Annotated in this window: 26 protein-coding genes; 14 read left to right on the top strand and 12 right to left on the bottom strand. The window is 44.5% G+C overall.

Annotation, left to right across the window (positions count from 1 at the left end; genetic code table 11):
* Nucleotides 1-22 precede the first annotated feature (22 nt).
* Nucleotides 23-1,399: an alkaline phosphatase PhoA gene (phoA, locus tag EFK13_RS05355; protein ID WP_129506248.1), complete on the bottom strand. Its 1,377-nt coding sequence runs from the start codon at nt 1,397-1,399 to the stop codon at nt 23-25.
* 529 nt (nt 1,400-1,928) lie between these two features.
* Here phoA and lytE point away from each other — a divergent pair.
* On the top strand, nt 1,929-2,936 hold the full coding sequence (lytE, locus tag EFK13_RS05360; RefSeq protein WP_129506247.1) for a peptidoglycan endopeptidase LytE: 1,008 nt from the start codon (nt 1,929-1,931) through the stop codon (nt 2,934-2,936).
* A gap of 70 nt (nt 2,937-3,006) precedes the next feature.
* Here lytE and citR read toward each other — a convergent pair whose 3' ends face one another.
* Nucleotides 3,007-3,882: a transcriptional regulator CitR gene (gene citR, locus EFK13_RS05365; RefSeq protein WP_129506246.1), complete on the bottom strand. Its 876-nt coding sequence runs from the start codon at nt 3,880-3,882 to the stop codon at nt 3,007-3,009.
* A gap of 108 nt (nt 3,883-3,990) precedes the next feature.
* On the opposite strand from citR, the gene citA reads away from it, so the two are divergent.
* The 4 genes from citA (at nt 3,991) to EFK13_RS05385 (ending at nt 9,152) form a co-directional block, all read left to right on the top strand.
* Nucleotides 3,991-5,091: a citrate synthase CitA gene (gene citA, locus EFK13_RS05370; protein ID WP_129506245.1), complete on the top strand. Its 1,101-nt coding sequence runs from the start codon at nt 3,991-3,993 to the stop codon at nt 5,089-5,091.
* Nucleotides 5,092-5,164: 73 nt separating this feature from the next.
* Complete coding sequence (locus tag EFK13_RS05375) at nt 5,165-6,034, top strand: SDR family oxidoreductase (protein ID WP_129506244.1); 870 nt, start codon at nt 5,165-5,167, stop codon at nt 6,032-6,034.
* 246 nt (nt 6,035-6,280) lie between these two features.
* Nucleotides 6,281-7,678 carry a branched-chain amino acid transporter BcaP gene (gene bcaP, locus EFK13_RS05380; RefSeq protein WP_129506243.1) on the top strand — a complete coding sequence of 466 codons (1,398 nt, stop codon included), beginning with the start codon at nt 6,281-6,283 and terminating at the stop codon, nt 7,676-7,678.
* Between the two features lie 118 nt (nt 7,679-7,796).
* Nucleotides 7,797-9,152: a sodium-dependent transporter gene (locus EFK13_RS05385; protein ID WP_129506242.1), complete on the top strand. Its 1,356-nt coding sequence runs from the start codon at nt 7,797-7,799 to the stop codon at nt 9,150-9,152.
* A 35-nt stretch (nt 9,153-9,187) separates the two neighbouring features.
* Here the strand turns inward: EFK13_RS05385 and pdxR are convergent, their stop codons facing one another.
* Nucleotides 9,188-10,597: a MocR-like pyridoxine biosynthesis transcription factor PdxR gene (gene pdxR / locus EFK13_RS05390; protein ID WP_129506241.1), complete on the bottom strand. Its 1,410-nt coding sequence runs from the start codon at nt 10,595-10,597 to the stop codon at nt 9,188-9,190.
* A 109-nt stretch (nt 10,598-10,706) separates the two neighbouring features.
* On the opposite strand from pdxR, the gene EFK13_RS05395 reads away from it, so the two are divergent.
* Entirely contained in the window at nt 10,707-11,135 is a 429-nt protein-coding gene (locus EFK13_RS05395; RefSeq protein ID WP_129506240.1) for a GNAT family N-acetyltransferase, read from the top strand.
* Nucleotides 11,136-11,167: 32 nt separating this feature from the next.
* Here EFK13_RS05395 and EFK13_RS05400 read toward each other — a convergent pair whose 3' ends face one another.
* Genes EFK13_RS05400 through sigM form a run of 3 tightly spaced genes read right to left on the bottom strand, consistent with a single transcriptional unit; the run spans nt 11,168 to nt 13,003 of the window.
* Entirely contained in the window at nt 11,168-11,458 is a 291-nt protein-coding gene (locus EFK13_RS05400; protein WP_003224169.1) for an anti-sigma-M factor, read from the bottom strand.
* Nucleotides 11,446-12,522, bottom strand: coding sequence for an anti-sigma factor (locus EFK13_RS05405; protein ID WP_129506239.1), 1,077 nt, complete (start codon nt 12,520-12,522; stop codon nt 11,446-11,448). Before EFK13_RS05405 ends, EFK13_RS05400 begins: the two co-directional genes overlap by 13 nt.
* Entirely contained in the window at nt 12,512-13,003 is a 492-nt protein-coding gene (sigM, locus tag EFK13_RS05410) for an RNA polymerase sigma factor SigM (RefSeq protein WP_075745044.1), read from the bottom strand. The genes EFK13_RS05405 and sigM overlap by 11 nt, the downstream gene beginning before the upstream one ends.
* 196 nt (nt 13,004-13,199) lie before the next feature.
* On the opposite strand from sigM, the gene akrN reads away from it, so the two are divergent.
* The 3 genes from akrN (at nt 13,200) to EFK13_RS05425 (ending at nt 16,344) form a co-directional block, all read left to right on the top strand.
* Nucleotides 13,200-14,195 (top strand): aldo/keto reductase AkrN, encoded by a 996-nt coding sequence (gene akrN, locus EFK13_RS05415; RefSeq protein ID WP_129506238.1) that lies wholly within the window; start codon nt 13,200-13,202, stop codon nt 14,193-14,195.
* Between the two features lie 321 nt (nt 14,196-14,516).
* Nucleotides 14,517-15,116 (top strand): 1-acylglycerol-3-phosphate O-acyltransferase, encoded by a 600-nt coding sequence (locus EFK13_RS05420; protein ID WP_075745048.1) that lies wholly within the window; start codon nt 14,517-14,519, stop codon nt 15,114-15,116.
* 100 nt (nt 15,117-15,216) lie between these two features.
* The gene (locus EFK13_RS05425; RefSeq protein ID WP_129506237.1) at nt 15,217-16,344 is read left to right on the top strand and encodes an NAD(P)/FAD-dependent oxidoreductase; all 1,128 of its coding nucleotides are present in this window, start codon (nt 15,217-15,219) and stop codon (nt 16,342-16,344) included.
* Between the two features lie 19 nt (nt 16,345-16,363).
* On the opposite strand, the gene EFK13_RS05430 is transcribed toward EFK13_RS05425, so the two are convergent.
* From EFK13_RS05430 to cueR, 3 genes are all read right to left on the bottom strand, one after another.
* The gene (locus EFK13_RS05430; RefSeq protein ID WP_129506236.1) at nt 16,364-17,263 is read right to left on the bottom strand and encodes an NAD-dependent epimerase/dehydratase family protein; all 900 of its coding nucleotides are present in this window, start codon (nt 17,261-17,263) and stop codon (nt 16,364-16,366) included.
* A 157-nt stretch (nt 17,264-17,420) separates the two neighbouring features.
* Complete coding sequence (locus EFK13_RS05435) at nt 17,421-18,755, bottom strand: hemolysin family protein (protein WP_129506235.1); 1,335 nt, start codon at nt 18,753-18,755, stop codon at nt 17,421-17,423.
* A gap of 60 nt (nt 18,756-18,815) precedes the next feature.
* On the bottom strand, nt 18,816-19,247 hold the full coding sequence (cueR, locus tag EFK13_RS05440; protein WP_129506260.1) for a Cu(I)-responsive transcriptional regulator: 432 nt from the start codon (nt 19,245-19,247) through the stop codon (nt 18,816-18,818).
* 157 nt (nt 19,248-19,404) lie between these two features.
* Between cueR and EFK13_RS05445 the strand changes: the two genes are divergently transcribed.
* On the top strand, nt 19,405-20,586 hold the full coding sequence (locus EFK13_RS05445; protein WP_129506234.1) for a pyridoxal phosphate-dependent aminotransferase: 1,182 nt from the start codon (nt 19,405-19,407) through the stop codon (nt 20,584-20,586).
* A gap of 287 nt (nt 20,587-20,873) precedes the next feature.
* Nucleotides 20,874-22,259, top strand: coding sequence for a hemolysin family protein (locus EFK13_RS05450; RefSeq protein WP_129506233.1), 1,386 nt, complete (start codon nt 20,874-20,876; stop codon nt 22,257-22,259).
* Nucleotides 22,260-22,272: 13 nt separating this feature from the next.
* Here EFK13_RS05450 and crcB read toward each other — a convergent pair whose 3' ends face one another.
* The 3 genes from crcB to EFK13_RS05465 are packed head-to-tail and all read right to left on the bottom strand — an operon-like array spanning nt 22,273 to nt 23,739.
* Entirely contained in the window at nt 22,273-22,629 is a 357-nt protein-coding gene (crcB, locus tag EFK13_RS05455) for a fluoride efflux transporter CrcB (RefSeq protein WP_129506259.1), read from the bottom strand.
* Entirely contained in the window at nt 22,629-23,021 is a 393-nt protein-coding gene (locus tag EFK13_RS05460) for a fluoride efflux transporter FluC (RefSeq protein ID WP_129506232.1), read from the bottom strand. Before EFK13_RS05460 ends, crcB begins: the two co-directional genes overlap by 1 nt.
* Nucleotides 23,008-23,739, bottom strand: coding sequence for a glycerophosphodiester phosphodiesterase (locus tag EFK13_RS05465; protein WP_129506231.1), 732 nt, complete (start codon nt 23,737-23,739; stop codon nt 23,008-23,010). Before EFK13_RS05465 ends, EFK13_RS05460 begins: the two co-directional genes overlap by 14 nt.
* Nucleotides 23,740-23,972: 233 nt before the next feature.
* On the opposite strand from EFK13_RS05465, the gene EFK13_RS05470 reads away from it, so the two are divergent.
* The 3 genes from EFK13_RS05470 to EFK13_RS05480 all read left to right on the top strand — a co-directional run bounded on the left by EFK13_RS05470 (nt 23,973) and on the right by EFK13_RS05480 (nt 26,163).
* Nucleotides 23,973-24,080 (top strand): YhdX family protein, encoded by a 108-nt coding sequence (locus EFK13_RS05470; protein WP_003224203.1) that lies wholly within the window; start codon nt 23,973-23,975, stop codon nt 24,078-24,080.
* A 151-nt stretch (nt 24,081-24,231) separates the two neighbouring features.
* Nucleotides 24,232-25,347 carry a small-conductance mechanosensitive channel protein MscY gene (mscY, locus tag EFK13_RS05475; RefSeq protein WP_064813551.1) on the top strand — a complete coding sequence of 372 codons (1,116 nt, stop codon included), beginning with the start codon at nt 24,232-24,234 and terminating at the stop codon, nt 25,345-25,347.
* A gap of 72 nt (nt 25,348-25,419) precedes the next feature.
* Nucleotides 25,420-26,163, top strand: coding sequence for an NAD-dependent protein deacylase (locus tag EFK13_RS05480; RefSeq protein WP_129506230.1), 744 nt, complete (start codon nt 25,420-25,422; stop codon nt 26,161-26,163).
* Nucleotides 26,164-26,177: the final 14 nt, after the last annotated feature.

Raw genomic sequence — 26,177 nt, forward strand, 5'->3', positions numbered from 1 at the left:
GGTGCAGTGTTCTGCATCCTCTTTATTTTCCTGTTTTTAAAATCTTAAATATGATAGTTGCCTGATCGGTATTGTTAATCAGTCCGCGGAATTTCTCTTTTCCAGGGCCGTACGCGTATACTGGCACTTCTTCGCCGGTATGATCGGCACTTGTCCAGCCGCTGTTAGATCGTGTGTTAAAAATCTTGATGATGGCTTTGTAGGCGCCTTTGCTTTTGTCAGCTTGTGCAGCGGCTTGAATACTTTTGATTTCTTCAGATGTAAATGTCAGATTTGTATAGCGGGTGAGCACATCTTTGGCCGGTTTGCCTTCACTGATTTTTTTTGCCATAAATTCAGGTGTTTTTTTCGCTGCGAGAATCGGCTCCGCGTGCCAATTTTTTTCACCGTTTGCGCCAATGGTGAATCCGCCGGTTGTATGGTCAGCGTTTGCAATGACAAGCGTATGTTTATCTTTTTTCGCAAAATCAATCGCGGCTTTGTAGGCCTGTTCAAAATCTTTAACCTCACTCATGGCTCCTACTGTATCATTGTCATGGGCGGCCCAGTCGATTTGGCTTCCTTCGACCATCAAGAAAAATCCTTTTTTATTTTGGTTCAGGCGGTCAATGGCTGAAACCGTCATGTCTTTAAGAGACGGTGTTTTACTGTCACGGTCGAGCGCTTTAGCAAGCCCACCGTCTGCGAAAAGCCCGAGCACCTGCTGATCTTTATTTTTCTTCAGCGCTTCTTTTGTTGTCACATAGCTGTAGCCCGCTTGTTTGAATTCCTTCGTTACATTTCGGTCCTTGCGGTTAAAATACGATTTTCCGCCGCCAAGCAAAACGTCTATTTTTTGTTTGCCTTTTATTTTGTCATCCATATAGCTGTTGGCGATTTGGTTCATGTTTTTCCGTGATTCATTGTGGGCGCCGTATGCGGCTGGTGTGGCGTGGTTAATTTCAGACGTTGCGACAAGCCCTGTTGACTTGCCTTGCTGTTTGGCCTCTTCCAGTACTGATTTTACTTTTTTCCTGTTTTTATCAACGCCAATTGCATTGTTATATGTCTTCACGCCTGTCGCTAATGCTGTTCCGGCGGCTGCTGAGTCTGTGATATTATGGTCGGGGTCATCCGGGTGTGTCATCATCATGCCTGTCAGGTTCCGGTCAAATTCAGTTAATTTTGGATTATTCGGTGTTTTACCGTTATTTTTCATGGAACGATAGGCGTTTATGTAAGGCGTCCCCATGCCGTCGCCGATCATCACAATGACATTTCTGATTTCGGCTTTGTCTTGTTTTTTGGCGCTTGCCTTTTCGGTTTGCTGCAGCTCGGCTCCGGCAAAGACTCCGGCTGTGAGGACAGTAACAGCGGCAATTGGCAAAAGTTTTGTTTTCATGTTTTGAAACAAATTCATTTATTGCATGCCTCCTTTAATGTATTCTGTCTATCATGTTAGGGAATTCTTGTTAAATGCGGCTGTTGATCATGTAAATATTGAGTAAAGCATTGTAAGAACTGCTGTTTCGTTATCTTGCCTTATTTGGTGTAAAGCATTCATTTTTTCAGAAAAATCTTTACCTCTAGAGCCCTTGCATGATATGTTTGTTTAAATAAAAAAACTGCGATAACCGCAGCTTTCCTCGACTATGCTTTGTCACACATTCTTCCAATAAGTGAGTTAACCCCGAAAGTTCTCATTTATTTCCTTTATGTTGAAAAACATTCCATAAAACATGACAAAAGCACTCGGTTTTTGTCACCTTTGAAACGAAAATGAAATATTTAATACCCTTAAAAACTTTTTTTAAAAACGAATAATTAAGAAATTTGTCGCATGAAGTCAAGACTATTTCTGTTGGGAATCTATCCTTATAATAGAAAACAATAAGATTAATTTAAAAAAGAGATAGATATATATAGATTTACTATTTGGGGAGGAAAATATGAAAAAGCAAATCATTACAGCGACGACAGCAGTCGTTTTAGGATCGACATTATTTGCAGGAGCGGCATCTGCGCAAAGCATTAAGGTGAAAAAAGGCGACACGTTATGGGATCTTTCAAGAAAATACGACACAACGATCAGTAAAATTAAATCAGAGAACCACCTTCGTTCTGATTTCATTTACGCAGGACAGACGTTATCGATTAACGGCAAATCGACAAGCTCAAAAAGCAGCAGCTCTTCATCATCATCTTCTTCTACATACAAAGTAAAGAGCGGAGACAGCCTGTGGAAAATTTCAAAAAAATACGGCATGACAGTCAGTGAACTGAAAAAACTGAATGGCTTAAAATCAGATTTGCTCCGCATTGGACAAGTCCTGAAATTGAAAGGTTCAACAAGCTCAAAGAGCTCTAGCTCATCAAAGGTATCAACGTCTTCAACTTCTACTTATAAAGTGAAACGCGGGGACAGTCTGTCTAAAATCGCAAAACAATACGGCACGACAGTTAGCAAATTGAAAAGCTTAAACGGCTTAAAATCAGATGTCATCTATGTCAACCAAGTGTTGAAAGTGAAAGGAACAAGCTCAAAAACTGTTTCTTCCAGCTCTTCATCATCTTCAAGCAGCAAAACATCATCTGCTACATCACTTAATGTGAGCAAGCTGGTTTCTGATGCAAAAGCGTTAATCGGAACGCCATACAAATGGGGCGGAACGACAACTTCCGGCTTTGACTGCAGCGGATTCATCTGGTACGTACTGAATAAACAAACAAGTGTGGGCAGAACAAGCACTGCGGGTTACTGGAGTTCTATGAAGAGCGTTTCCAGCCCTTCTGTCGGTGATTTTGTCTTCTTCACAACATATAAATCCGGCCCTTCTCACATGGGGATTTATATTGGAAACAACAGTTTTGTTCATGCGGGATCTGACGGCGTGCAAATCAGCAGCCTGGACAACAGCTACTGGAAGCCTCGTTACCTCGGCGCGAAAAGATTCTAATTTTAAAAGGAAACCCGTTCATTGGAACGGGTTTTTTTCATTAGACGAAGCACAGTCGTATAGGTTGCTCCTAAAAATGAAAATGTGATAGAAAATCCAAAAATTTTTTTTCTTTCTTATTTTCATAAAGGGCGATTGCGTAAGCGCCGGCATAGGGCAGCTGTACAGATTGATAAGGGATTCTGATCATCTGTTTCTCTGCTAATTCACGCTTTACTGTAGATAAGGGCAGAAATGAAACCCCTAGCCCTTCCTTAATAAACCGTTTCGTTATATGTGTTTGAGTGACTTTCATTGTTCTCACAAATGGAAATGTCACTCTGACTTGACGGAGCAAGTCGTCCCAGTAATCAGGGTGATTGTGGGTCAAAAGCAGGTATTGCTCCAGCACCTCTTTGGCATCAATTTCTTTGTCTTCTATGAAACGCTGATCGGGCGGAGCCACAAGGACAACAGGGTCTTTATATAAGCAGTGGCAGGTTAAAGAGGAGGACTGTACTTTTAAACAGCTCAGTCCGATATCTGCTTCCCCGGCTTTAATCAATGACGCGATTTCCGCCGATTCAAAAATCGTTACTGCCATTTCCGTTTCTGTATTCATTGCTGTGTATCGTTTCATGACAGAAGGAAGCACAGTATCTGCGATAAGCGGAGAAACCGCGAGCTGCAAGGTTTGAGAGTAGCCTTGTCGCACTCTGTGAAGCTCTGCCATGCTGTTTTCATAATCATCAAGAAGCCTGAGCGCGTACGGCAAATAAGCCCTGCCTTCATCAGTCAGCTGGATCTGCCTGCCTTTTCGCTCGAACAGCTTGCAGCTGATTTCTTTTTCCAATTGTTTAATATGCACGGTCACAGTGGGCTGAGATAAAAAAAGCGTTTCCGCTGTTTTCCGGAAGTTTTCATATTTCGCAGCGGTCACAAAGGTGTGAAGCCATTTGAAATCCATTTCTATTCTCCCTCTGATTAATATTTTTAATTAATTCCCTTTAAAATATTCAATATTTTTTAAATATTATATTTACTATAATAACAGAAAAGGATAGGGGGAATACAAATGGTACATTACGGATTAAAGGGAATTACATGTGTGGAAACATCCATCAGTCATATTGACGGAGAAAAGGGCCGTCTGATTTACAGAGGACATCATGCAAAAGACATCGCGCTGAATCACAGCTTTGAAGAAGCCGCTTATTTGATCTTATTTGGAAAACTTCCTTCACCTGAAGAATTGCAGACATTTGAAGGGAAGCTTGCTGCGGAGCGGAACCTGCCGGAACACATCGAGCGTTTGATTCAGTCACTGCCAAACAACATGGACGACATGTCGGTGCTGAGAACGGTTGTTTCAGCATTTGGGGAAAATGTGTACACGTTCCATCCGAAAACAGAAGAAGCGATTCGGCTGATTGCAATCACGCCTTCCATCATAGCGTATAGAAAACGATGGGCTCGCGGTGAACGAGCAATTGCGCCATCTTCCCAGTACGGACATGTCGAAAACTACTATTATATGCTCACAGGTGAACAGCCTTCGGAGGCGAAAAAGAAAGCGCTTGAAACTTATATGATTCTGGCCATGGAGCACGGCATGAACGCATCCACCTTTTCGGCACGCGTCACCTTATCTACAGAAAGTGATTTAGTGTCAGCCGTCACTGCCGCTCTCGGCACGATGAAAGGCCCGCTGCACGGAGGCGCTCCTTCTGCGGTGACAAAAATGCTTGAAGACATTGGGGAAAAAGAAAATGCTGAAGCATATCTGAAAGAAAAACTCGAAAAAGGAGAGCGCCTGATGGGATTCGGCCACAGGGTGTACAAGACAAAGGACCCGCGGGCAGAAGCTTTGAGACAGAAAGCAGAAGAGGTGGCTGGCAATGACCGTGATCTTGATCTTGCGCTGCATGTAGAGGCAGAAGCGATTCGTTTGCTTGAAATCTACAAACCGGGACGCAAGCTGTATACAAATGTTGAATTTTATGCGGCTGCTGTAATGAAAGCCATCGATTTTGACGATGAATTGTTCACACCGACCTTTTCAGCAAGCCGAATGGTAGGTTGGTGCGCCCATGTGCTGGAACAGGCAGAAAACAACATGATTTTCCGTCCGTCAGCAAAATATACAGGCGACATTCCTGAAGAGGTTCTTTCATAACATATTATGCCGTTTATTCGCTTCTATAGTGTGGTAACGTTCAGTATCAACCACATGTCTAGGAGTGATGAATATGAACCCAATGGACAGGCAAACAGAAGGGCAAGAGCCGCAGCATCAGGACAGACAGCCGGGCATTGAGTCAGAAATGAACCCGCTGCCTCTGTCAGAGGACGAGGATTATCAAGGAAGCGGAAAACTGAAAGGAAAAGCCGCGATTATTACCGGAGGCGACAGCGGAATAGGGAGAGCAGCAGCTATTGCGTTTGCTAAGGAAGGGGCAGATGTTGCCATACTTTACTTGGATGAGCATTCGGACGCAGAGGAGACGCGTAAACGGATCGAAGAGGAGCATGTCCGCTGCCTGCTGATTCCGGGAGATGTCGGGGACGAGAACCATTGTGAAAAAGCTGTGCGGCAAACAGTGGATCATTTTGGAAAACTCGATATCTTGGTGAACAACGCCGCAGAACAGCATCCGCAGGACAGCATCCTTAATATTTCAACAGAACAATTGGAAAAAACATTTCGTACAAACATATTTTCCATGTTTCATATGACGAAGAAAGCTTTGCCATACCTCAAAGAAGGAAGTGCCATTATAAATACGACATCGATTACCGCTTATGAAGGGGATACGGCGTTAATTGATTATTCCAGCACAAAGGGAGCGATTGTTTCCTTTACGCGTTCCATGGCGATGTCACTTGCGGATAAAGGCATCAGAGTGAATGCGGTGGCGCCCGGTCCGATCTGGACACCGCTTATTCCGGCAACATTTCCTGAGGAAAAAGTGAAGCAGCACGGCTTGGATACCCCAATGGGAAGACCGGGACAGCCGGTTGAACATGCAGGCGCTTATGTCCTGCTGGCGTCTGACGAATCTTCCTATATGACAGGTCAAACCATTCACGTAAATGGCGGCCGTTTCATTTCAACATAATGAACGAAAAACCAGCATGATGCTGGTTTTTTTGTGTTAGAAGATATTCCAAAATAAAAAATTTGTCGATTTTTCTAAAAATTTTGTTTTCATTTTTGTAATTTTATATATAATATTGAGTAGGAGAAAGGAATGATTCGAAACCGGTACAAATAGAGCAGAAAAAAGAAAAACGATCATTGTCGCTCATGAATTCAGAAAATTCAAATAAAATATATACAAATAGATTCTAGGAGTTGAAGGGGAATGAAAGGGAGCGTATTTAGGAAGAAAAGCATTCAGGATTTACTCGCTGCGACGAGCGGTGAAAAATCTTTAAAAAGAGAATTAGGGGCATTCGACTTAACATTGCTTGGAATCGGCGCCATTATTGGCACAGGGATTTTTGTGCTGACGGGGACAGGTGCAGTCACGGCCGGTCCCGGACTGACCGTTTCATTTGTTGTGGCAGCGCTGGCTTGTTTATTCGCCGCCCTGTCTTACGCAGAATTTGCTTCAAGTGTGCCTGTTTCAGGTTCGGTGTATACATTCACTTATGCGACATTGGGTGAGCTTTTGGCCTTCATTATCGGATGGGATTTAATTTTAGAGTACATGCTGGCGGTAAGCGCGGTGTCAGTCGGCTGGTCTGGTTATTTCCAATCGTTTTTATCAGGGCTGGGCATTCATCTTCCGGTTGCTTTAACAGCGGCGCCTGGAGCGGTGAAAGGCACATTTACCGTTTTTAATCTGCCTGCATTCGTAATCGTAATGGCGATAACGTTTTTGCTTTATCTAGGCATCAAAGAATCAAAAAGAGTCAACAACATCATGGTGATTTTGAAAGTGCTGGTCGTTCTGCTGTTTATTGCGGTGGCAGCCGTTTACGTGAAGCCTCATAACTGGCAGCCGTTTATGCCGATGGGCTTTGGCGGCGTATTCAGCGCAGCGGCGCTCGTATTCTTTGCTTTTATCGGATTTGACGCTGTGTCCTCTGCTGCGGAAGAGACAAAAAATCCTGCGAAGGATCTGCCTAAAGGCATTATTTTCTCTTTATTGGTTTGCACGGTTTTATATGTCACCGTATCAGCAATCATGACAGGGGTTATCCCGTTTGCCCAATTTGCTGGCGTTGATCATCCGGTTTCTCTCGTACTTCAAAGCGCCGGGCAAAACTGGGTGGCAGGCATCATTGATATTGGCGCCGTTTTGGGCATGACAACGGTAATGCTTGTCATGCTTTACGGACAGACACGTGTCATGTTTGCCATGTCGCGTGACGGACTGGTGCCGGGCTCACTTTCTAAGGTGCATCCAAAGCACAAAACACCTTATGTCGCCACTTGGTTTTTCGGAACGCTGTCGGCGCTTCTCGGCTCACTTGTTCCGCTAGATGAGCTTGCTAAGCTGGTCAACATCGGAACGCTGTCAGCGTTTGTGCTGATTTCTGTGGCGGTTATCGTTTTGAGAAAGAAGCAGCCGGATCTTCCGAGAGCCTTTAAATGCCCAGGGGTTCCAGTGATCCCAGGCCTGGCGATTCTGTTCTGCCTGTTCTTAATTTTAAATCTTGGCTGGGTGACGATTGTGCGCTTCCTTGTGTGGCTGTTAATCGGCTTGGCAATCTATTTCCTGTATTCCAGAAAGCATTCAAAATTAAATCAATAATCTTTCGGTAAAAGAGAGCGGCGATTCAGTCCGCTCTCTTTTATATTCTTGCTCATGAATATATAGAAATGAAGACAAAAATAAGAGATAATATAGGCTGGAAAGGAAGTGACGTTTATTGTCTGAGCAAAAACCAGTCCAATGGGCTTCGAAAATCGGTTTCGTCATGGCAGCCGCCGGCTCGGCCATCGGCTTGGGCGCGATTTGGAAGTTCCCTTATGTAGCGGGGACCAATGGAGGAGGCGCCTTTTTTCTTATCTTTGTGTTATTTACCGTCCTCTTAGGCTATCCGCTTTTAGTGGGGGAATTTATTTTTGGAAGACGGAACCAGACGAATGCCATTGATGCATATAAAAAAGAAGCGCCGCGGTCCGCTTGGTTTCTTACGGGTTGGGTCGGCGTAGCCGCGTGTTTCTTAGTCCTGTCGTTTTACAGTGTAATCGGAGGATGGATTTTGCTGTATATCGTGAAAACAGCGTCAGGTTCACTGTCAGGGCTTACTCAAGCACAGTATGGCGCTCTTTTTGCTTCTATTATTCAAAATCCGGTTCAAACACTCGCGGCTCAGTTTGTTTTTATGGCGCTGACTGTATTAGTAGTCGCCAGAGGGGTTCAAAAAGGGATAGAACGGGTAAGCGCGGTGATGATGCCCATTTTGTTTGTATTATTTATTCTGCTCGTTCTTCGGTCCCTCACGCTTAATGATGCAATGGAAGGCGTGAAATTTTTGCTTGTGCCTCAATTCGGCGATTTGACTCCGGAATCCATATTATTTGCGCTGGGACAAGCTTTTTTTACGTTAACATTGGGTGTTTCGGTGATGGTGACTTACAGTTCTTACTTGCCAAAAACACAAAACGTCCCGCGCTCGGCAGCCTCCATTGTCGTGATGAATATCATTGTGACACTCTTGGCGGGTTTGGCCATTTTTCCAGCGGTGTTCTCATTCGGTTTTCAGCCAAATGAAGGTCCGACATTGCTGTTTACAGTGCTTCCTGCCGTTTTTGAACAGCTTCCGTTCGGCACGTTGTTTTTTATCGGCTTTCTCGTTGCGTTTTTATTTGCAGCCTTAACCTCAGCGTTTTCAATGGTTGAAATTATTGTCGCCACAATCGGAAAAGGGGACGAAAGGAAGCGAAAAAAACTGTCATGGATGAGCGGGCTTTTCATCTTCTTAGTCGGAATCCCTTGTTGCTTATCTTATGGCGTATTGAGTGATATGCACATATTTGGAAAAACGTTTTTTGATATTGCCGATTTTACCGTCAGCAATGTTTTGATGCCATTAGGCGCTCTTTTAATTTCTCTATTTATCCCGCTCAAAATTCCGAAACATGAGCTCTTGGCGGAAATGAGAAACGGATCGAATGCAGGTAAAGCCTTCTTTTATACATGGTTTTATTTGCTTCGTTTTATCGTGCCGCTGGCCATTATTATCGTATTCTTAAATTTAATCGGAATTTTATCATTTTAAAAAAACAGGCTCCGTTTCCGGGGCCTGTTTTTTATTTAATAAGCCGATATTAGCGGTGCCCACGCCGTTTTCAGTTTTTTGATACCGAGCCTGATGTCCTCTTCTGACAAACCGCCATAACCGATTAAGACAGATACAAATGGCGGCTGTCCTTTATAGGAGGGGGATACGGGATAGATGGTTGCGCCGCTGTCTGCGGCAGCTTTAATCGCTTCTTCTTCACTTGCTGGAAACAAAAGCCGAAGCAGGATGTGAAGCCCGGAATTTTTACCGAGAATGTCAACGCTGTTTCCCAGTTCAGAGCGTATGGCCTCTAAAAGGACAGCGTGTTTTTTTCGATATAAGGCTCGCATTCTGTTTAGGTGCTTTTGCCACTCTCCGTTTTCGATGAAATCCGCCAGTGCCATTTGCGAGTGGGAAGAGACTGTTTGCTTCATTAATTGAGCATTTTTTCTGACCGGTTCCACGAGTCCGGGAGGCAAAATCATGTAGCTGAGCCGCAGGGTAGGCAGCAGTGACTTTGAAAAAGTGCCGAGATATATGACTCTGCCATTCGGATCAAGTCCCTGCAAAGACGGAATGGGGTGCCCGCTGTAGCGAAATTCTCCATCGTAATCATCCTCTATAATAAATGAGTTTGCTTCTTTTGCCCACGCCAGCAGCTCCTGTCTGCGGGTTATTGTCATAATGGTCCCCAGCGGAAACTGATGCGAAGGAGTCGTATACACGAGATAAGGATTCTGGCGTTTAACTTCACCCGGCAGAACGCCTTCTTTATCAGAACGAATCGGAATGACATTCATACGATTTGCTTCAAACATCCTTCTTGAACGGTGAAATCCCGGTTCTTCAAAACCGATTTTTGTTCCGGGCTGAAGCGTAAGACAAAGCATTTGCAGAAGCACGGTCGTTCCTGCGCCGATGATGATCTGGCCTGGCTCGCAATTTACTCCCCGAGACAGCCTGACAAAATGGGCGATCATCTGCCTGAGCGCAGGCTCCCCTTGAGGATCGCCAGAAGTATGGAACGATCCGGAATAGCGATCCAGACTTTTTACCATGCTTTTTCTCCATGCGGTAAAGGGGAAGTGGGCCGGATCAACATTCCCTTGATGAAAGTCAATAGCAGGTGCGCTCTTTTCATGTAAAACCGGATGCGCATATTGCTGAACATAATCAGGAGCCGCCGGGAAGTCTGTTTCAACTCCCGCCGCGAACCAGCCAACTTTTGGCTTGCTTATGACATAACCTTCAGCAGTTAATTGCTCGTAAGCGCGTTCGATTGTCGCCGTACTAACACTAAGCAAGCCGGATAGCCTGCGTTTTGACGGAAGTCTTGTTCCCTTCGTTATTCGCGCATGTGAAATTTCTTGTTTGAAAAAGGCGTAAAGCTGCTCATACAGCGGTGTTTTGCTTTTTTTATCAAGAAACGGCGTGATATCCATCTCATGTCTCCTTTGTATCTGGCATGGTCATTTTTTCTGATATTGGCTATTTGGTATATGCCATTTATTAGCTATGATCATTGTAACGAAAGGAAAGGGGATTGAGAAGATGATTCATATGAAACAATTAACCACGAAAGAAGAATGGGCTGAGTCATACCCGGTAATGAGTGAATTGAGAACAGAACTGGATAAAGAGACGTATTTACAAAGGCTTGAAGCCTGTGTGCAGAAAGAATCGTATCTGCTGTTTGCCTTATATGAGGATACAGCAATCAGGGCGCTGTGCGGCGCGCTGCCGAGGGTTTCCATTCATAAAGGAGAGCACTTATGGATTGCGGATCTTGTGACAAGCGCGCCTTACAGGTCTAAAGGATACGGCAAAATGCTTTTGGATTTTGCCGCAGACTGGGCGAAAAAAGCAGGATGCGGCTCTGTCAGTCTTTCATCCGGCCTTCAGCGTAAAGACGCGCACAGGTTTTATACAGACAAAATGGGTTTTGCTAGAGAAAGCTACTTGTTTCGAAAGCCGGTATAATAAAAAAAGACGCCTCTTCAGGCGCCTTTCTTTTAAAAGCCAAACTGTAAATTGGTATCCACTGATACAATGGTATACACACAAATAATCACAAAGAGATTCAGGATGACGCCAAGCAGGCCGGGGCCTGTGCGCCCTCTCTTGATGAAGAGTTCAATAACGCCAAACGGAACAGCAGCCATGGCGAACGGAAGCATTTGATAGGAATAAAATGTGACGTTGCTGATAATCGCCAAATTCAGCAAGAGCAGGGACAAAACCGCTGTCCCGACAGAGATCCAGCCGAATACATTGTGTTCTTTAAAAATTCTTACCAGTTCCATAATTCCACCTCGCCGACATTCGCTGATTTTACAGATTTGTTCTTCAGCATGCGCTGGATTTCCTTGGTTGGTCCTGTAACGACCGAACCGTATACATTGACACCGTTTTTCTCTACATAATCCAATCGGTTATCAATACGCAGGTCTTTTCGTTTTGAAATGACCTGCGCCCATTTTTCGTGCTTGGACACGAAATTCAGGGCGTTGATAAACTGATCGCCATTTGACTTGCCTTTTGTATTAAGCGCAGCCAAGAACTTTGAATCTTTACCAGGATAGCCTAGAGGCTCTGTGTAAGCTGTCTCATTTGTGTTTTTCTCTGTTTCGATGGCATTCCACAAAAAGCTCACATCATAGCCTTTGAACTTGTTATACACTTCTTTTGTCGGGTATGCGCGGTCATATGAAAGGTAGACCTCGGATACCGTTCCTTCAGGCAATGTCTTTAATGTTTTTTCTGCTTTTGCGGTTGTTTGTTCAGATGCGTTTGATGGATGTGTAAAGTAATGGCCGGTTTTATGCACTTCTAAGTCATAGTAGTTAACGGACGGCGCTTTTACTTTGTTATAAAACATTTCAACCCGTTCATTCCCTACGGCAGCTGTCTTCGTGCCGATCTGCTTTTGCAGCGGGAATTCCGTATTCATGCCAAACAGTTTCACTTGGCTTTTCAGTCCGGATGTATCAACAAGAACATTCGGCATGGTCAGGGCTACAGTGACTGCGGCGGTTTCCATAAACTCATTGCCGGTGCTGTGTTTTCCTCCCATACCGTAATAAAGGTAGCTTCCCAGTGTACAAAACGGCAAAATCATCAATGTCGAAATGACGGCAAGCACAGAAATTCGCAAATAAGACTTGCGTTTGCCGTAAGCTAATATCGCTTTTTGTTTTTCAGGACTGATGCTGACATCCCAATCGTTATCGTCCTCCAGCTCGCTGTCAATCAGCTCCTGATACACTTCGAGCTTTTCAAGTTCTTCTTCAAATGCGGTCATTTCCTGGTCGCTCATTTCCCCATTTTTATATTGATCAAAACGCTTTTTAAATTCTTCATTCATCATTAACACCTCTATTATAAAGTGCTTTCAGCCGCTGTCTGGCGCGAAATAAAACACTTTTAAAATTCGCCTCTGAAATATTCATAATATGGGATGCTTCTTTGTAATTTAACTCTTTTAAATAATATAGCGTTAAGGCCTCCCGATAATTATCGGGGAGCTCGGACATATAACCAGTCAGCACTTCCTTTATCTCTACCTGATGGGCAGGGCTCTGAACAGCATTTTGAAAGAGGCTTCCGATTATGTCATCAGAAATGGTGACTTCTTTCTTATGCTTTCTGACGTAATCAATGAAGGCGTTTCGCGCCACTTGAAAAAGCCAGGGCTTTACTTTGCTGTGATCATAGGAGTGAATGTGTATGTATGCCCGCATAAAGGTTTCCTGCAGCAAGTCTTCGGCAAGATGCTTGTCTTTTGTCATGGAGAGCAGGAACCTGTAAACATCATTCATGTACATTTGGTAAATTTCATCGATCGTCACTGCCTTTTCTCCCCTCTATGTTATACACGCATAAGAAAGGTTTAAAGTTGCACATTACATGCAAACGGCTTTTTTATACCTAATCAAACACCATTCCTATATAGTACCCAAAAATGGCCCCAAAAGATAGTGTTGAGAAATGTTTAACATTTTTACCAACGGGGAAAAGATAGTGAAAAAGTGAAGGAGTGGCAGAATGGAATATACCAGTATAGCAGATACAGGAATCAAAGCCTCCAGAATAGGTCTCGGCACATGGGCGATTGGCGGTACCATGTGGGGGGGTACTGACGAAAAAACATCAATCAAAACAATCCGCGCCGCTCTAGATCAAGGGATCACATTGATTGACACCGCGCCGGCATACGGCTTCGGGCAGTCCGAAGAAATCGTCGGGAAGGCGATCAAGGAGCACGGCAAAAGAGACCAGGTGATTCTCGCAACGAAAACGGCTCTGGACTGGAAGAACAACCAGCTTTTCCGCCATGCGAACAGAGCGAGAATCATAGAGGAAATTGAGGATTCTTTGAAAAGGCTTCAAACGGATTATATTGATCTTTATCAGGTGCATTGGCCCGATCCGCTTGTGCCAATTGAAGAAACGGCGGAAGTCATGAAGGAATTATATGATGCCGGGAAAATTCGGGCGATAGGCGTCAGTAATTTTTCAGTCGAGCAAATGGATACATTTCGCGCCGCTGCTCCGCTTCATACGATTCAGCCTCCATATAATTTGTTTGAAAGAGAAATCGAAGAAAATGTTCTTCCGTATGCGAAAGACAAACAGATTACAACATTATTATACGGCAGTTTATGCAGAGGGCTGTTAACAGGCAAAATGACCGAAGCGTATACATTTGAGGGCGATGATCTGCGAAATCACGACCCAAAATTCCAGAAGCCCCGCTTTAAAGAGTACCTTTCTGCTGTCAATCAATTGGATGAGCTGGCGAAGACACGATATGGAAAGTCAGTGATTCACTTGGCCGTCAGATGGATCTTAGATCAGCCGGGAGCGGACATCGCTCTTTGGGGGGCGAGAAAGCCTGAACAAGTTGAGGCGGTATCTGAGATTACAGGCTGGACGCTGAGCAGCGAAGATCAAACAGACATCAACACCATATTAGAAAATACGATATCAGACCCGGTCGGGCCGGAGTTTATGGCTCCGCCGACCAGGGAGGAAATATAACAAAGCTGAGGACGATTCCGGAGCTTCAGCGTGTCGGCAAACCCTCGCATTCGATGTCAGGCCTGCGCGTCGGTGCTCACGAATTAGAATATTCGCTGTGCTCCGCTGCTCCGCCATCCTAGACTTCAAGGGCTTTCAATCACGCTGAACAGATGGGCAAAATCATTTAATGATTTTGCCAACAATCTGAAAGCTGAGGACGATTCCTCAGCTTTTTGGCATTTTAACAGGAGAATACTTAAAAATTAGTACCAGGTAATAAAAAATATTGTTATAATAGAGAACAGAAAGAATCATTGATTACGACAAAGGAAGTGCGATATGTATAAGTTTTGTGCAAATGCTTTAAAAGTTCTTCTTTCTCTTCGCGGAGGAGTGAAGGTGTATAACAAAGAAAACCTTCCGGCCGATTCAGGTTTTGTCATCGCGTGTACACACTCCGGCTGGGTTGATGTGATCACACTCGGAGTCGGGATTCTTCCTTATCAAATACACTACATGGCGAAAAAAGAGCTTTTTCAAAATAAATGGATCGGTTCGTTTCTGAAGAAAATTCATGCCTTTCCGGTTGACCGGGAAAATCCCGGGCCGAGCAGTATTAAAACACCGATTAAGCTGCTGAAAGAAGGAGAGATCGTCGGTATCTTTCCAAGCGGAACAAGGACCTCTGAGGACGTGCCTTTGAAAAGGGGTGCGGTGACGATTGCGCAGATGGGAAAAGCGCCGCTCGTTCCCGCTGCATATCAGGGCCCTTCAAGCGGAAAAGCATTGTTTAAAAAAGGGAAAATGAAGCTTATTATCGGTGAACCGCTTCACCAGGCTGATTTTGCCCACCTGCCGTCAAAGGAAAGACTTGCAGCAATGACAGAGGCTTTGAATAACAGTATTAAAGAGCTTGAAAAGAAGCTGGAGCAGTTATAAACCATTATTTCTTGCACTCACTGATTTCCCAATTGATTATAAGTTCCTCGGCAACTAGCTATACTAATTGAGGAATTGATTATTGGGAAAGGTTACGGAAATGAAAAAAATCATCGTAGTAGGGGCTGGAATTTTAGGAGCCTCAACAGCATATCAATTAGCCAAAATGGGGGCCGAGGTTCTTATTATAGATCGGAAAGATAAGGGACAGGCCACACATGCAGCGAAAGGCATTATTTGTCCATGGCTGTCACCCAGGAAAAATCAGGCGTGGTACAGGATGGCAAAGGCAGGAGCGCACTTTTACCCCAGTTTCATAGAGGAGCTTAGAAGAGAAGGCGAGAAAGAAACGGGTTATGCTCCTGTCGGTGCTCTTAGTATCCACCCTGAGAAAGAAAAGATAGAGAAAATTGAAAAACGGGTCCAGAAACGTAAACAAGATGCCCCGGAAATTGGTGAAGTTTCCTTTCTTTCTGAAATGAAAACCGTTGGCATGTTTCCGCTGCTGGATGAACGGTACCATTCCATTCATATAAGCGGAGCCGCCCGAGTGGATGGCGAGATGCTGAGAGATGCATTATTACGTGCTGCTCAAAGAAAGGGCGCCGTTTTTTTAACAGGGGATGCCAAGCTTCAATATCATTCGAAACGGGTGACAGGAGTAACTGTCGGTGATGAATGTTATTCTGCTGACAAGGTGATTGTTTGCGCCGGTGTATGGGCAGACCAGCTGCTGGCACCTTTAGGCATTCGTTTCAAAGTAAGCGTGCAAAAAGCGCAAATCATATATGTGCAGGTCCCGGACGTAAACGACATGGACAGCTGGCCGGCTGTGATGCCGCCTTCTAAGGAATATCTTTTAGCTTATGCTGACAAGAGAATGGCCATCGGAGCGACTCGTGAAGATGATATAGAGGGACATAATGTACGGATAACGGCCGGTGGGCTGCAGGAATTGTTGAACAAAGGTCTAGAAATGGCTCCTGGTTTAACAAACAGCATCTTTCAAGAAGCAAGAGTCGGTTTCCGCCCTTTTACACCAGGTGATGTGCCGGTGATCGGACCTCTTCACGGCTGGGACGGGATCATAGCAGCGAATGGCCTTGGATCGTCAGGGTTGACAATGGGACCCTATATGGGGCTGCAGCTGGCGAAGCTGGCTCTCAAAATGGATGTAGATATTCATTTAGAAGATTATGATATAAAAAAAGCAGCAGAAGATCATTGAGCGTCTGCTGCTTTTTGTTTTATATTTTGGATAATGAAAGCTGATCCTCAGGCAGTGCTTTGAGTGAGCCGTCATTGTTTAAAACAGAACGCCAAGTATAACGCGGTTCATAACCAAGGATTTTTTTCGCTTTATCGATTGCCATCAGCGTTTCATATCCTTTTATATCTCTTTTTAAAGAGACATCCGGGAAAAACCGTTTAACCAAGTCTTCACTCGGTTCTTTCATAATGGTGTCCGGCGCAGTAATATGGAAGATATCGTTCCCGAGATTATTTTTTTCAACTGCAAGAAGGCAAGCGTGTGCTGCATCTCTTACATCGCAATACGCCCATGCATTTTTCTTTTGTATCTCTTTTTGCTGTTCGTTCCAGTGCATCCCGGGGATCTTTTCGTACTCATCAGGCTCATATATATTCGCAAAACGGAGAGTGACGATTTGTGTTTTGGTAAGCTTTGCATACATATCTGAGAGAATTTCTGTCAGCCGTTTCGCCATGGCATACGATGATTTTACGATCGTCGGGTGCTCCTCGTCTACAGGAAGGTAGCTGAGCTCTTTCGGAACAAACGGATATCCCAGCACCGTTTCACTTGAAGCCCATACCAGCTTAGGGATTTTAAAATCTTTACAGGCTTCTAGGACATTAAAATTGACGAGCATATTATTTTCAAATATCGCCTGAGAGGTATTCCTGACATCGGTCGGGATATTCCCGAGGTGGACCACAGCATCACAGCCCATAACAAGCTGGCATACCTGGCCATAATCCCGCAAATCTGCTTGAATAAATTTTTTCGATGCTGATTCTTCTCTTAATAATCGATCTGACGCTGTTACATCATGGCCGGCCTCCAATATTGTTCTTACGGCCCACCGCCCTATTTTGCCTGCTGCCCCGGTTACCACTACTTTCATGTTTTCACTCCTTTTTCTTGTATTAAATGAGATCGAGCCCCATGATTAGACTTCCCGAGGATTACCGTTTTATTAACAGCAGTTTTTACAGGAGAAGAATAGAGAGATTAAAATAAAACAAAATAAAAAAACACCTAATAAAAGGTGTCTTTTTACATTATGCTTCTTTCGATTCTCCAGCTTCGACCAGCTCTTCTACCGCGAGCTTTTTGACTTCAATATAAGCGACATGGTGGCCGTCGATTTCGTTAATGATAAATTCGCAGCCTTCTTCGATGATAGAATCGTCTTTTTCAACATCGTATTTTTGGGTAAGGAACCAGCCGCCGATTGTATCGACTTCTTCGTTCTCTAAATGAATGCCGAGCAGGTCGTTTACTTGGTCGATTAATACTTTTCCGTCAAGAATATAATGGCCTTCGCCAATTTTACGGATTTCGTTAATTTCATCAATATCAAACTCATCTCGAATTTCGCCGACGATTTCTTCAATGATGTCTTCAACCGTCACGAGGCCCGCAGTACCGCCGTATTCATCAGACAGGATGGCCATGTGGACCCTCTCTTTTTGCATTTTGACAAGCAGATCTTGGATCGGCGCAGATTCAATGACATGAATGATCGGGTTGACGAATTGTGAAATTGTGGAATCAACTGACACCTCGCCGCTTATGCAGGCGGTCAGCACTTCTTTAATATTAATAACCCCGATAATGTTATCTTTATCGCCCTCTTCCACAGGGTAGCGGGTATATTTTTCAATTTGAATGATGTCCATCATTTCAGAAATCTTGATGTCATGCGGAAGACTGACAATTTCGGTCCGCGGAATCATAATTTCTTTCGCGAGCCTGTCGTCAAATTCAAAGATTTTATTCACATATTTAAACTCTGACTGGTTAATTTCACCGCTTTTATAGCTTTCAGACAGAATGATTCGCAGCTCTTCTTCAGAGTGAGCGAGTTCGTTTTCTGAAACAGTTTCCAAGCCAAATGCTTTTGTCAATAACCGTGCGGAATTGTTCAAAAGCCAAATGAACGGGAACATGATGCGGTAAAACCAGATCAGCGGTTTCGCAAACAGCATAGACACGGCTTCCGCTTTTTGGATAGCGAAAGTCTTAGGTGCAAGTTCTCCGACAACAACGTGCAGGAATGTGATAATGGCGTACGCAAAAATAAACGATATCACATGTGAAAGGGAACTTGGAACATTCATTTGTACGAAAAGCGGGTGAAGAAGCCTTTCAATTGTTGACTCACCTAAAACCCCTAATCCGATAGAAGTCAATGTAATTCCGAGTTGACACGCAGATAAATATTCATCAAGATGCGTGGTCACTTTCTTTACGGCTATTGCTGCTTTATTTCCTTCCGCGATCAGCTGATCGATCCGTGAGCCTCTGATTCTGATAATGGCAAACTCAGATGCCACGAAAAATGCCGTCAGGGCGATTAAAACAGCGACTAAAATCAAATTCACTATGTCCAATTAGAACCTTCACTCTAGCAATGAGAATGAAGGTAACACCTCCTGTTAGATAAAATGGTTTTAACTTAACAGCAGCATAAATGATTGGAACACGGCGAGCTTTTCAGGTGTGAGCTCGCTTTTCAGCTTGTCACGATCCTCGGGCTCAAGCCGTTCAAACCGATGCAAGATTCCGGAGATGTTTTGATTCATATGAGCAATTTCTAATGCCAGCTTTCCAATTTCATCATTCTTTTTAGCTGAAGAGGGAAACTGGTTCTCCAGTCGATCTTTAATATCGGACAGGGCCAATCGCTGCTTCTTGCAATCTACAATAAATATAAGCCGTTTGAGTGCATGTTTGTCGTAGTAACGGTAATTCGAACAGGATCTGGCCGGCGTAAGCAGACCGAGGTTCGTATAATAATCAACTGTCCGTTTCGTTACTCCGGCAAGTGCCGCTAGTTCACTGATGCGATAAGTCTCAGCCCCATCTATATCCCTCCCAACCATCACGTTATAGTTATGAGAATAGTTTAATATATGAACGGTGTCTTGCACAAGTTTATTGTTTTTTTTCAGACGCAAACTGGAAGTTGTGGAATTCAGAAACTGATTGAAGTAACATAGAATGATAGAATTTTCAAATTTTTATATGAAGAAGGGACAGATGAAATTGGCTGGGTTATCCCGGGAAATTGAAGAAAACTTACATAAAGGATCGTGGATTCGCAAGCTGTTTGATGAAGGCGCAAGGCTGAAGAAAGAGTTCGGGGATGACCAGGTATTTGATTTTTCACTCGGGAATCCGATTGTTGAACCGCCTGAAGCTTTTAAGAGAGCATTAATAGAGGAAGCTGAAAAAGGCAATCACGGATACATACAAAACCAAGGGCTTCCGGAAGCGAGAGAAAAAGTCGCACAATTTCTGGCCTCCCGTTTTGAAGCGGAGTTCTCGGCGGAACGCGTCGTCATGACGGTGGGCGCGGGCGGCGCTTTGAATGTCGCGTTAAAAAGTATCGTAAATCCGGGTGAAGAGGTGATTATTCTCGCACCTTACTTTGCCGAGTATAAACTGTATATTGAGAACTACGGGGGAAAGGCTGTGAGCTGCCCGTTGACGTCCCGGTTCGAGATCGACATTGAAGCGGTAAGGCAATCGATCACTCCAAAGACGAAAGGGCTGATCCTCAATACACCTCATAACCCGACAGGCACTGTTCTCAGCCAGAAAAATATAGATGATTTAGGCGCCTTATTAAAAGAAATAGAAGAGAAGAGCGGACAAACGATTTACGTGCTGTTTGATGAACCGTACAGTCAATTAATCTATGATGCAGAATTGGCAAATCCGTTTCAATCGTATCATCGTGTGATTTTGGCGAGCTCATTCAGTAAGGATCTCGGTATAGCCGGGGAGCGGCTCGGATATATCGGTTTAGACAGCAAGATGCCGGATGCCGGTCTTTTGATCAATGCTTTTGTGTATTGTAATCGAACGCTTGGATTTGTAAATGCGCCTGTCATGATGCAGCGGGCAGTGGCAAGGATGGATGATTTAAGAGTAGACGCAAGCGCTTATAAAGAGCGCAGGGATTTAATCGTCGGCATTTTAAAGGAAGCTGGTTTTGAATTTGAAATGCCGAAGGGCGGTTTCTTCGTTTTTCCGAAATCACCAATAGAAGATGAAGTCGCTTTTTGCGTGCACGCCGCCCAAAAATACAAATTATTAATCGTGCCGAGCAGCGGTTTTGGAATGAAAGGGCATTTCCGTTTATCCTTCAGTGTGCCGATAGAACAGATTAAAAATTCCCGGGATATCTTTGTATCCTTATATAAAGATTTTGCTTAGGAAATTAAAGAAAACGGCTTTGAATGCTGTTTTCTTTTTTTATATTCACGAAATCTCTCCTTTTCCAATCCAAACAGTCTGTTTCGCAATAAAAGTCTAAAAATTAAAAATCATTTTTGGAATGAGTTGTGTTACAATAAAATATACAATTTATAATCGAACTTTGACTTGGAGGTGGTATGATGGGGCCCTCTGCTTAGGCAACAATACACCGCGTACCTCAATGTTAAGGAAAAATGATTATATCAGGAGGTGACTCCTTATCCTTTGATGGGGGATAAGGTTAAATGGACGATATTGACAGTCTGATTTTAATTGGTGTGCTCATTGCTTTAACCGCGTTTTTCGTTGCGAGCGAGTTTGCGATTGTTAGAGTAAGGAGATCCAGAATTGATCAGCTTATAACGGAAGGAAACAAACGGGCGATACTCGCAAAGCGTGTCATTACAGATTTGGATGAATATTTATCCGCATCCCAGCTGGGCATTACATTGACATCAATCGGGCTTGGCGTGCTGGGGGAGCCGGCATTTGAACGGCTGCTGCATCCTTTGTTTGAACAGCTTGGCCTGCCGGAATCGGTTTCTCATGCGGTCGCTTTTGCGGTCGCGTACGGCTTGATCACGTTCCTGCACGTTGTTGTAGGCGAGCTGGCCCCGAAAACCGTCGCGATTCAAAAGGCAGAGCAGCTGACCTTGCTGATAGCGGGTCCATTGCGTTTATTCTATTTGCTCCTGTTTCCGTTTATTTGGATCCTCAATGGAGCGGCGCGGCTTTTATGCGGCATGTTCGGTTTAAAGCCTGCGTCAGAACATGACGGGTCCCATTCTGAGGAAGAACTCAGAATGCTGTTGTCTGAGAGTTTAAAAAACGGAGAGATTAATCCGTCTGAATATAAATATGTAAATAAAATTTTTGAATTTGATAATCGCATTGCCAAAGAAATTATGATACCGCGGAAGGAAATGGCCGCTGTGTCAACAGAGATGACGATGGCAGAGATGCTTGAAGTCATGCTGAAGGAAAAATACACGCGCTGGCCTGTCACAGATGGGGACAAAGACAGTGTCATCGGTTTGGTCAATACGAAGCATTTGTTTTCTGATTTGCTGTTTATGACAGAAGAGGAACGAATGAAGATGACGATCCATCCGTATGTCCGGCCGGTAATCGAAGTGATTGAAACCATCCCGGTTCATGATCTGCTGATTAAAATGCAGCGTGAACGCATTCATATGGCCATATTGTCTGATGAATACGGAGGAACCTCGGGACTGGTGACGACAGAGGATATTCTTGAGGAAATTGTCGGCGAGATCAGAGATGAATTTGACGAAGATGAACAGCCGCTGATCCAACAGCTTGGCGATCGCCATTATGTGATGGATGGAAAAGTACGGATCGATCAGGTGAACAGCCTTCTCGGCGCGTCGATTCAAGAAGACGTCGATACGATCGGCGGGCTGATATTGAAAGAAAACATCGATATTGAAGCTGGTGAATCCATCCGAATCGGTTCTTATACGATAAAGGTGCTGAAGCTGGACGGCCGATTAATCAAGCAAATCGATATTAAAGAAGAAGCCGGCAACACCATGGGCACTATGGCGCACCACACGCTGCCGATGCCCGAGCCTGTGATGCTGAACAGTGCAACCTTGAGCGAGAAATAAGCTCAAGGTTTTTTTACGCTGCGATTGTCCAGCCGCACCAAAACGCCAAAAGCGACCCGCAAAGCGTCAGGGCGATGTACAGGATGCTTACCATTACGCGTTTGGCCAGCAGGAGCTGAACACTTTCAACACTGAAGGTGGAAAAGGTCGTAAAGGCACCGAAAAAACCCGTGCCGATGATAAGGGAGGCTGAAGCATTTGTAACGTGAAGCCCTGTAAATATTCCGAGTCCGAGAGCTCCGAGTATATTGACTGTTAATATGCCAATGGGCAGGCTGAGACCTTTTGTTTTGGCTGTGATGACATTGCCAAGCCAGAAGCGCAGCATGGCGCCAAGTCCGCCCGCTATGAAGATACCGGCTAGTGTCATCATTCAGGCAGCCCCTTTCTTTGCTGGATGCCTGCTATGCGCCGTCCGGCCAAAACGCCAATCAGCGCAAGAACGATTCCCGATATCAATGAGACTGCCATATACAAAACAGCCAGAGAGGATTGTGCCTGCAAAAGCATCACCGTTTCTTTTGAAAACGTGGACATTGTCGTAAAGCCGCCGCAAAAGCCGGTGCCTAATAAAGCCGACAGCAGAGGCCGTTTTGCCCTGATCATCAAAAATCCGGTCAGAATGCCTAATAGAAGGCTGCCTGCCGCATTTTCCAGCCAGGTTGCTTTTGGGAACTGATCGGTGTGTATCCACATGTTTAATCCGTATCGGAGACAGGCGCCAAGCGCGCCTCCGATAAAAACCGCGCTATATCTTTTCATGTTCGCCATCCTTCATGATGAAATCCGGGTAGTCTGTTACGATGCCGTCCACCCCCATGGCTTGTAATTTTGCAGCTATCTTTTGATTCTTGACAGTCCACGCAAATACTTTTAAGCCGTTTTTATGGGCGGAAGCGATCATCAGCCGGTTAAGACGTGTGTACTTGATATTGACATAGTTTGCAATCGATTGGCAGGCCTTCAGCTGATTTCTGGACAGCATGCCAAAATTAGGCCTTGTAATGACCGCTGTCGGAATCGATGGATAAAGCTCGCGGAACCTCTGGACGGAGCGGAACTGAAAGGATTGGACAATATTGTTGATAGAAAAAGAAAATTGCCCTAACAGCTGTCCCACCTCTTCTTCAATTCCGACTTGAGATGGATGGCCTTTTAATTCAATTAAAAAGCCGATTTTTTTATGATACCGCTTGAGCACCGCTTCCAAGGTTGGAATACGCTCTCCCTGAAAAGCGGGGCCGTACCAGCTTCCGGCATCGAGTTTCTGTAATTCCTCCAATGTAAAATCCTTAACAAAACCCGATCCGTTTGTTGTTCGGTCAATCCTGTCATCGTGTATTACAACAATTTGCCTGTCTTTTGTAAGCTGGACATCCAGTTCGATCATATCTGCACTCATTTTCGCCGCAAGGTCAAATGCGGCCATTGTGTTTTCAGGAGCGTAGCCGGATGCTCCTCGATGGGCAATAGTGTACAAGCTAAGTCAGCTCCTCGTATGGGCATTTCTGTTATTGTATCAAATCCATATATGCGCCGCGATATAAACTGGTGAATTTTTTCTGCTGTATTGGAATTGTCCGGGCCGAGGAATGCGTATAACTAAAAAAAGACACTCAGCGCATCAGAACATATTTCGCCATGAAATTAGGCCTTTCGACATGTTCACAAAACATTCTGTTCCTTTATAATAGCAAAAAAGGAGGCGAGATCATGGGTAAAGGGAGAATCAGAGTGGAGGAAAGAATTAAAGCCGAAACGGATGCTGAAATGCAAAAAGCAACTCTCCTTGATCAGACACAAACGAAAAAAAGTAAGTGACTGTCCCTATTGAATCTGGCTGATTAAATGAATTGAAAAATGGGCCCCGGCAAAACGCCGGGGTTTTGTGCTGTAAAAAGACATTTAGAAGAGCATCGTAACGAATCTTTTAGTATAATAAACATTCGATTGGGATAGAAGGGAGACTATCATGCCAGATTATTTGCAGCAATATTTCACGCTTGATAAAATCATACAAATCGGCATCAGCCTGGCGATTTTGCTGGTGTTTCTTATACTCAGAAAACTGTTTACAAGATATTTCTTTCAGTTGCTTTTTAATTTGACAAACCGGCCGAAAACCGAAATTTTCAAACAGGTGGTTTTAGCGTTTGACAAGCCGGCCAGATGGTTTTTTGTTGCCTTGGGACTGTTTTTAGCGATCCGGTATTCACCGTTTTTAGACGCGCAAATGCCGCTCATCAGCAAAATATACCGCTCGCTGATTGTAGCACTTTTGTGCTGGGGACTTTGTAATTTGACCGCAGCGTCTTCGTTTATCTTCCATAAGGTGAATCAGCGCTTCGAGCTGGACATGGATGATATTCTGGCGCCGTTTTTATCCAAATTGCTCCGTTTTGTGATCATTGCGCTCAGTGTCAGCGTGATTGCCCAGGAATTCAATTATGATGTCAATGGATTTGTAGCAGGGCTTGGCCTTGGCGGACTGGCTTTTGCGCTTGCAGCGAAGGATACCATCAGCAACTTCTTCGGCGGCATCATTATTATCACTGAAAAGCCGTTTACCATCGGTGACTGGGTGGAGACGTCGATGGTTACCGGATCAGTCGAGGATATTACCTTCAGAAGCACGAGATTCAGAACAGCACAGGGGGCGCTTGTAACGGTGCCGAACTCTACACTGTCGATGGAAGCGATCACGAACTGGACTAGAATGACCAAACGCCAGATCACGTTTTCCATCCATGTATCCTACGCTACGCCGATTGAGAACCTTGAACGATCCATTCGTTCTCTCAGAACAATGCTTTTGGAGCATGAGGGCGTTGATCATGAAACAATCATGGTCAACTTTGATACGTTTGCCGACAGCTACTACAATTTATTTTTCAACTTCTATACAAAAACAACGGTTTGGGCTGAAAACCTCAATATTAGAGAGGACATCAACTATAAAATCATTGAAATCCTCGGTGCAGAAGGTGTGCAGTTTGCATATCCCGGCCAAATGGTTGTTGTAAAGCAAAAGCACGAAAGCGACCCATTCCAAGTGAATCTCAATAAAGAGGAAAAGGAACGGGCTTAAGAGGGAAAGACTTCGTCTGACAGAGACGGAGTCTTTTTCGTGGTAAAATAAGAGAAAAAAGGCGGTGTTGAGTTGGAAGCATTCAGCAATATTCTAAATGAAGCGCAGCGAATTGTCGTGCTGACCGGAGCGGGAATGAGCACAGAATCAGGGATTCCCGACTTTCGTTCAGACGGCGGCATTTGGACGGAGGATGCCTCAAGAATGGAAGCGATGAGCCTTGATTATTTTTTAAGCCATCCGCGTCTGTTTTGGCCTAAATTCAAAGAGTTGTTCCAGATGAAAATGAGCGGCAGCTTTGAACCGAATGAAGGGCATTTGCTTTTAGCCGTGCTGGAGAAGCAAGGGAAGCAGGTCGATATTTTTACACAAAACATTGATGGTCTCCATAAAAAAGCCGGGAGCAGACATGTGTACGAACTTCACGGCTCTATCCAGACAGCAGCTTGTCCGGCATGCGGCGCCCGATATGACCTCCCGCATTTACTGGAGCGGGAGGTGCCGGAGTGTACGGCGCGCAGAAAAGATGGTGAGATTTGCGGAACGGTATTAAAAACCGATGTTGTCCTCTTTGGCGATGCCGTCTTGCACTTTGACACCCTTTATGAAAAGCTGGAGCAAGCAGATCTTTTGTTGGTCATCGGCACGTCTCTAGAAGTCGCTCCGGCTAGATTTGTGCCTGAGGACGCAAGCCGGATTCCCGGCATGAAGAAAGTCATCATTAACCTCGAGCCGACGTATTGCGACAGCTTGTTTGACATGGTCATCCATCATAAAATCGGCGAGTTTGCCCGAGGTTTGGGAATAAAAAAGTGAGGCTGCACGTATGC

Source organism: Bacillus cabrialesii (assembly GCF_004124315.2).
GTDB lineage: Bacteria > Bacillota > Bacilli > Bacillales > Bacillaceae > Bacillus > Bacillus cabrialesii.

What these genes read in the sequence shown, in the direction of transcription:
- phoA (WP_129506248.1), bottom strand. Translation starts at nt 1,399, where the DNA reads ATGAATTTGTTTCAAAACATGAAAACAAAACTTTTGCCAATTGCCGCT.
- lytE (WP_129506247.1), top strand. Translation starts at nt 1,929, where the DNA reads ATGAAAAAGCAAATCATTACAGCGACGACAGCAGTCGTTTTAGGATCG.
- citR (WP_129506246.1), bottom strand. Translation starts at nt 3,882, where the DNA reads ATGGATTTCAAATGGCTTCACACCTTTGTGACCGCTGCGAAATATGAA.
- citA (WP_129506245.1), top strand. Translation starts at nt 3,991, where the DNA reads ATGGTACATTACGGATTAAAGGGAATTACATGTGTGGAAACATCCATC.
- EFK13_RS05375 (WP_129506244.1), top strand. Translation starts at nt 5,165, where the DNA reads ATGAACCCAATGGACAGGCAAACAGAAGGGCAAGAGCCGCAGCATCAG.
- bcaP (WP_129506243.1), top strand. Translation starts at nt 6,281, where the DNA reads ATGAAAGGGAGCGTATTTAGGAAGAAAAGCATTCAGGATTTACTCGCT.
- pdxR (WP_129506241.1), bottom strand. Translation starts at nt 10,597, where the DNA reads ATGGATATCACGCCGTTTCTTGATAAAAAAAGCAAAACACCGCTGTAT.
- EFK13_RS05395 (WP_129506240.1), top strand. Translation starts at nt 10,707, where the DNA reads ATGATTCATATGAAACAATTAACCACGAAAGAAGAATGGGCTGAGTCA.
- EFK13_RS05400 (WP_003224169.1), bottom strand. Translation starts at nt 11,458, where the DNA reads ATGGAACTGGTAAGAATTTTTAAAGAACACAATGTATTCGGCTGGATC.
- EFK13_RS05405 (WP_129506239.1), bottom strand. Translation starts at nt 12,522, where the DNA reads ATGATGAATGAAGAATTTAAAAAGCGTTTTGATCAATATAAAAATGGG.
- akrN (WP_129506238.1), top strand. Translation starts at nt 13,200, where the DNA reads ATGGAATATACCAGTATAGCAGATACAGGAATCAAAGCCTCCAGAATA.
- EFK13_RS05420 (WP_075745048.1), top strand. Translation starts at nt 14,517, where the DNA reads ATGTATAAGTTTTGTGCAAATGCTTTAAAAGTTCTTCTTTCTCTTCGC.
- EFK13_RS05425 (WP_129506237.1), top strand. Translation starts at nt 15,217, where the DNA reads ATGAAAAAAATCATCGTAGTAGGGGCTGGAATTTTAGGAGCCTCAACA.
- EFK13_RS05430 (WP_129506236.1), bottom strand. Translation starts at nt 17,263, where the DNA reads ATGAAAGTAGTGGTAACCGGGGCAGCAGGCAAAATAGGGCGGTGGGCC.
- cueR (WP_129506260.1), bottom strand. Translation starts at nt 19,247, where the DNA reads ATGGTTGGGAGGGATATAGATGGGGCTGAGACTTATCGCATCAGTGAA.
- EFK13_RS05445 (WP_129506234.1), top strand. Translation starts at nt 19,405, where the DNA reads ATGAAATTGGCTGGGTTATCCCGGGAAATTGAAGAAAACTTACATAAA.
- EFK13_RS05450 (WP_129506233.1), top strand. Translation starts at nt 20,874, where the DNA reads ATGGACGATATTGACAGTCTGATTTTAATTGGTGTGCTCATTGCTTTA.
- crcB (WP_129506259.1), bottom strand. Translation starts at nt 22,629, where the DNA reads ATGACACTAGCCGGTATCTTCATAGCGGGCGGACTTGGCGCCATGCTG.
- EFK13_RS05460 (WP_129506232.1), bottom strand. Translation starts at nt 23,021, where the DNA reads ATGAAAAGATATAGCGCGGTTTTTATCGGAGGCGCGCTTGGCGCCTGT.
- EFK13_RS05470 (WP_003224203.1), top strand. Translation starts at nt 23,973, where the DNA reads ATGGGTAAAGGGAGAATCAGAGTGGAGGAAAGAATTAAAGCCGAAACG.
- mscY (WP_064813551.1), top strand. Translation starts at nt 24,232, where the DNA reads ATGCCAGATTATTTGCAGCAATATTTCACGCTTGATAAAATCATACAA.